Source organism: Aliivibrio sifiae (genome assembly GCF_002954715.1).
GTDB classification, from domain to species: domain Bacteria; phylum Pseudomonadota; class Gammaproteobacteria; order Enterobacterales; family Vibrionaceae; genus Aliivibrio; species Aliivibrio sifiae.
Genome location: NZ_MSCP01000001.1, coordinates 2517001 through 2522736, shown reverse-complemented (window position 1 = coordinate 2522736; position 5736 = coordinate 2517001). Strand labels below are relative to the sequence as shown.

Here is a 5736-nt window from a genome sequence, read left to right as displayed (position 1 = left end):
TATACTAAAAAGCCCTAATCGAAAGATTAGGGCTTTTTTACGTCTGTAAAATATATTCTGTCTATAAGTAAATACCTTAGTTAAATATTGAGGTATTAATATAAGTTTGAATAGTAAAATATTTGACATTGGTGGTAAGTAATATGAGCTTAATAGTATATCAATGGGTTTCTGATATTTTATGTGACGTTTATTCTGGGGATTTAGAATGTTTTGAAAAGGCTACGTGAAAAGTATTTTACTTGATAAAAAAGCATGAGATCGTCTCGCTCTCATGCTTTAATTTATTAACTATAGAATTTGATTTAAGATATGATCTGCTTTAATACGCTTGATTCGTTTTATTAAGCGTTTTACCTCTGAAGGATAACTATCTAACTTATCAATTTGCTTATATGAACCAATTACTTGGGTATGTTTTAATATTACGTTCAATTCAGATTGCTTCTCTTCAAGAAGTAATTGTTCAGGATCTTGCAATAATAATCCATTTTCTAAATCAAGCTTCCAAGCTCTTGGATTTAAGTTACTACCAGTAATTAGAGTGAATTCATTATCAACCCAAACACCTTTTAAGTGGAAACTGTTATTTTCATGTTTCCATAAATGAAGTGATAATTGTCTATTTGCGATTGATGATTCATTTGCTTTAGCAAAAGTTCTAAGGTTTATTTCGTATAAATAAGGTAAACCAGCAATAGTTCTAAATTCTTCTTCTGGTGATATATAAAAATCATTGGCTGTTTTATCTCCAACAATGATAGTTACTTTTACACCGCGTTGTAAGGCTTTTCTAAGCTCTTTTGCTATTGGTTTAGGAAAGTTGAAATAAGGTGTGCAAATTGTAATTTCAAACGTTGCAGACGCTAATAGCAGCTTTATATGGTTGTTTAATTTATTTCCTTTACGTCCAAGGCCAACCAAAGGTGTAATACCTACTTCTCCTGCTTTTCGCATTTGAGGCGTGAATTGATAATTTGCTAAACTAAGCTGTTTTCGAAGTTCTTTTATTGCAGGTCGTAAAGTTTTTGTATTAGGGCGATTTTGCTGTGATAAGCAATTTACAGCAGGGCTGGATACTAATGTTTTATTGATAAATGAAACCATTGAGTTAGCTAAAAAAGCATTAGCTAAAATATGATATCGGTCGAAACGATATTTTTCTTTATGGGCCAAATACACATCATTTAGGCTTGCACCACTGTAGATAACCGTATCATCAAAAATAAAGCCTTTGAGATGAAGAACACCAAATACTTCTTTATTACGAACCGGAACACCTAAGACATTTATAGAATGTTTATATTTTTCAGAAAATTCCCGATAAAGAGCAGCGTTACCATCACTTGCTTCTGCACCTATTAGTCCCCGTTGTGCTCTATGCCAATCAACAAGAACATTAATATCAAGAGTTGGTTGTTTCTGCTTCGCTTCATATAGTGCTGTAAATATCTCGCGTCCAGCATCATCGTTCTCTAAATAAAGAGCTACGATATAAATACGGTGTTTAGCTTTTTCTATTTGCCTTAAAAGCTCATACCGAAAATCCTCAGCCGAATGAAGAGTCTTAATATTCTCAGGATTTTGAGACAACATTGGGAGCTTAGATAGCTGTTCTTTACTTTCTTGAGGTTTTGAATTCATAACCGATCATTAAATTATCAATATAAGATCGATAATTTTAGCAAACTAAACGGCTATTGCCGAGAGTAATATCAAATAGTTGGATTTTTATATACTAAAATGTCTAAGGTTTTGCCATCTTTTGTATAACGGTCATATTTGACTTTAATCGAATTAGGCACTGAGTTGTACTCAGCACGTTTGAAGCTATTTTGTATATAAAAATTAGTTAAGCTTGGTTCACATAGGCAATAAGAGGTATTTAGTGGTAGGAATGGCGCCAGCTGTTGTAATAAATAACTGCCCAAATTTTGTTGTCTCATTTCTTTTGTAATCATCATGCCAGTTAGAAAGTGACAATCTTCGTAAGCCTTTATTCGTATAGAACCAATGATTTTTTTATTTGTTTCTAGTACGACTATTTCTTCATTCCCTTTAGGTTTTCCTGATGGATAATTATCTTTATATAGTTTATGTAGAAATGGAAGACGAATTTTTTCTAAATAAGAAACGGTAAGATTCATTGGTAGTATTCTATATAGTTGTTTTGTATTAAGTTAGAATGTACTTAATTTAGTCTTTTAAATACAGCCGATATGAAAATTTTATCTACTAAAAACTTAAAATCTTACAATAGTTTTTCTTTAAATGAGAATGCAGATCTGATCTTAGAGGCCGAAAGTACTCAAGATTTAGTTTATATTTGGTCATGTGAAGAATACTCTAGATATAAAAAGCTGCCTTTAGGTCGAGGGAGTAATACATTGTTTTGTGGGGGTTTTTCTGGAATAGTTGTCCTCAATCGACTTTTTGGTAAACAGGTGAATGAGCTTGAAAGTAGTTACCTAATCAAGGTATCAAGTGGTGAAGATTGGCCTTCTTTTGTCGAATGGTGTGTCGACAATAATTATTACGGTGTTGAAAATCTTGCAATGATTCCAGGGTGCGTCGGTTCTTCTCCCATACAAAACATTGGGGCTTATGGGGTTGAGTTAAAGGATCTTTGCGATTCTGTTGAATATTTGGACTTAACCACATTAAAAATAAAGAAACTAAATAATGATCAATGTCTTTTTGGTTATAGAGATTCGATTTTTAAACAACAACTAAAAGATAAGGTGATAATTACAGCGGTTACTTTACGTTTAACTAAAAAATGGGAACCATTATTAAGCTATGGTCCATTAGCTAGTTTAAATAAAAGTGGAGTAACGGTAAAAGAAGTATACGAAAAAATATGTAATATTCGAAATACCAAATTACCAGATCCAAAAGTATTAGGTAATGCAGGCAGTTTTTTTAAAAACCCAATTATTTCTAATGAACATTATAGAGATTTAGTCATTGAATACCCTAATATTCCAGCGTATCCATTTGGAAATAAAAAGAAAATTGCAGCAGGGTGGTTGATTGATAATGCAGGTCTTAAAGGATTTGAAATTAACGGGGCTGGAGTTCATAAAGAACAAGCGCTTGTTCTAGTCAATAATGGTAATGCCACATCTGCAGACGTTTTAGAATTAGCTAATTATGTGAAAAATAAAATATTTGAGATGTACAAAATAGAGCTAGAGCATGAAGTCAGGTTTTACTCTGGAACTAAAGAAACTTTTTTATCGGAGTTGTTTAATGAAAGAGCATTCTAAAAAATTAGCAATACTCCAACAGTTGAGTGATGGACAGTTTCATTCAGGAGAAGCTCTAGGTAATCACTTGAAAATTTCTCGTTCAGCGATCAGTAAGCATATATCAACAATTCAAGATTGGGGTCTATTAATTTACAAGATTAAAGGAAAGGGTTACGCGTTATCTACACCTATTGAACTCCTTTCTTCTAATAAGGTTATTTATAAAAAATTGCCTGAACCAGTTCTTTTAGGTGTGATTGATTCAACCAATCAATACCTATTAAATAAAATGGAAGACTTAGAATCTGGTCAATCTTGCTTCGCAGAATACCAAACATCAGGAAGAGGTAGAAGGGGACGTTCTTGGGTATCTCCTTTTGGGAGTAATATTTATTTTTCTTTGTATTGGAAGCTTGAAAATGGTTTAGCAGCTACTATGGGGTTAAGTCTTGCTGTTGGTATTGCTGTTGTAAATGCTCTAGAAAAACTTGGTTGTTCTAATTTAAAGTTGAAGTGGCCGAATGATATCTATTGGAATGATAAAAAATTAGCTGGTGTTTTGATTGAACTTTCAGCTCAGTCTGGCGGGGCTGCACACGTTGTTATAGGCGTAGGGATTAATGTGGATCTTGATGAACGTTTTAGTAATGAAATAGGGCAACCATGGGTCGACCTGAAATCAATTTTAAAGAAAAAAAATCAGAGGAATAAGCTAGCAAATGAACTATTGAGTTCTTTGCATGAAGTGATGTTAGAGTTTGAAAAAAATGGATTAAGTTCATTTATTGAACGCTGGAAGACACTTGATAACTATATGGATAAACACATTATATTACAGTTAGGCACAACTAACATTGAAGGTGTCTGTAAAGGTATTGATGCACAAGGTGCTATATTATTAGACATCAATGGGAACACCACTTCATTTGTTGGTGGTGAAATATCAATTAAAAAGCATTGATTATTTTCTTATTGAAACATTGTTAACCGAGTGATTTTTTGTTTTTGATAAAATCAAACTAGCTCTGTTTTTCGTTGGTAATATATTTTCTTCTAAATTTAGACCATTTATTGTGTCCCATATGTGCTGTGCTTTTTCTATTGATTTTTCTATCGATAATTCAGTGTAATGAGAAAAATAAGCGCCTTTCTGCTTGAAAGCACTTGTTCGAAGTTTCAAAAATCGCTCAACATACCATTGTTTTAATTGCTCTTTAGAGGCATCAACATAAATTGAAAAATCCAAAAAGTCAGAAACAAATCGATTATGCTGCTTATTAGGATAGTCATAACTATTTTGTAATACGTTTAAACCCTCAATAATCAGGATGTCAGGTTTAGAAATGATTTTTTTTTCTTCTGTAATATCATAAGTGAGATGCGAATAAGTAGGAGCTTCTACGTTGAGTTTCCCGCCTTTTACATCTGCAATAAATGATACAAGAGAGGACATATCATAAGATTCAGGGAATCCTTTTCTATGCATTATCGCTTTATCATTTAATACTTGATTAGGATATAGAAATCCATCAGTGGTAATAAGCTCTGTCTTTAGACTTGGGATTAGTTGATTGAGTAGAGTTTGAATGATTCTTGCTGTTGTGCTTTTACCGACAGCAACGCTTCCAGCAATGCCGATAATGAAAGGTGAGTTAATCGCATCATTTAAGAGAAAGTGTTCTAAAATGGCATTTTTCTCTCTATGATTTTCAATATTTAGTTGGAGTAGTCGAATTAGTGGAAGGTAGATTTCTTCAACCTCACTTATATTGATTTCTTCATTAATACCTCGTAAGTGTATAAGTTCCTGCTCGGTTAATGTTAAAGGGGTTGAATTTCGTAATTCAGCCCAGTTTTCACGAGAAAAAGTTAAATAAGAACTCACATTGTTTACCAGTTGGAGATAATGAAGAGTGAACAATACAATAAGGTAGAATAAGAAAAAAGTGTTCTTATCTTATTTTCAACGATGAATTTGCTTGAATATACATAAATTGTATTGAAAAAGTAAAAAAACGCATTTTATTTGATTTTTAAGTTGCATGATATTTCGAGATTAACTAGAATGCGCACCAATTGTGCCGACTTAGCTCAGTAGGTAGAGCAACTGACTTGTAATCAGTAGGTCACCAGTTCGACTCCGGTAGTCGGCACCATTTTCTTTATTTCTAATTTTAGTTATAAAGAAATTAAAATTTGGAGGGGTTCCCGAGTGGCCAAAGGGAGCAGACTGTAAATCTGCCGCGAAAGCTTCGATGGTTCGAATCCGTCCCCCTCCACCATATTTCAAGGTAAAATAGCTCTGTCGAGTTACATTGCGTGCATCGTATAATGGCTATTACCTCAGCCTTCCAAGCTGATGATGCGGGTTCGATTCCCGCTGCACGCTCCATCTCCTATTTTTCCTTTATTATTTCAAATGAATTTTTTTGGTTACGTGGTCATATTATATGCCACCAATAGCCGTACCTAGAGGGACTATCAT

5 protein-coding genes and 3 tRNA genes are annotated in these 5736 nt (G+C 33.3%); 5 read left to right on the top strand and 3 right to left on the bottom strand.

Features of this window, described 5'->3' with window-relative positions; genetic code table 11:
- Positions 1 to 291: 291 nt before the first annotated feature.
- Positions 292 to 1644: a CDP-diacylglycerol--serine O-phosphatidyltransferase gene (pssA, locus tag BTO23_RS11350; RefSeq protein ID WP_060994218.1), complete on the bottom strand. Its 1353-nt coding sequence runs from the start codon at positions 1642 to 1644 to the stop codon at positions 292 to 294.
- 71 nt (positions 1645 to 1715) lie between these two features.
- Positions 1716 to 2147 (bottom strand): GNAT family N-acetyltransferase, encoded by a 432-nt coding sequence (locus BTO23_RS11345; protein ID WP_060994217.1) that lies wholly within the window; start codon positions 2145 to 2147, stop codon positions 1716 to 1718.
- Between the two features lie 72 nt (positions 2148 to 2219).
- Between BTO23_RS11345 and murB the strand changes: the two genes are divergently transcribed.
- Both murB and birA read left to right on the top strand, forming a co-directional pair.
- Positions 2220 to 3269: a UDP-N-acetylmuramate dehydrogenase gene (gene murB / locus BTO23_RS11340; RefSeq protein ID WP_105063501.1), complete on the top strand. Its 1050-nt coding sequence runs from the start codon at positions 2220 to 2222 to the stop codon at positions 3267 to 3269.
- On the top strand, positions 3253 to 4212 hold the full coding sequence (gene birA / locus BTO23_RS11335) for a bifunctional biotin--[acetyl-CoA-carboxylase] ligase/biotin operon repressor BirA (RefSeq protein ID WP_105063500.1): 960 nt from the start codon (positions 3253 to 3255) through the stop codon (positions 4210 to 4212). Before murB ends, birA begins: the two co-directional genes overlap by 17 nt.
- Here the strand turns inward: birA and coaA are convergent, their stop codons facing one another.
- Positions 4213 to 5136 (bottom strand): type I pantothenate kinase, encoded by a 924-nt coding sequence (gene coaA / locus BTO23_RS11330; RefSeq protein ID WP_060994214.1) that lies wholly within the window; start codon positions 5134 to 5136, stop codon positions 4213 to 4215.
- Between the two features lie 195 nt (positions 5137 to 5331).
- Here coaA and BTO23_RS11325 point away from each other — a divergent pair.
- The 3 genes from BTO23_RS11325 to BTO23_RS11315 all read left to right on the top strand — a co-directional run bounded on the left by BTO23_RS11325 (position 5332) and on the right by BTO23_RS11315 (position 5643).
- A tRNA-Thr gene (locus tag BTO23_RS11325) sits at positions 5332 to 5407 on the top strand.
- A 42-nt stretch (positions 5408 to 5449) separates the two neighbouring features.
- Positions 5450 to 5533 (top strand) — tRNA-Tyr (locus BTO23_RS11320).
- Between the two features lie 35 nt (positions 5534 to 5568).
- Positions 5569 to 5643, top strand: a tRNA-Gly gene (locus tag BTO23_RS11315).
- Positions 5644 to 5736 lie beyond the last annotated feature (93 nt).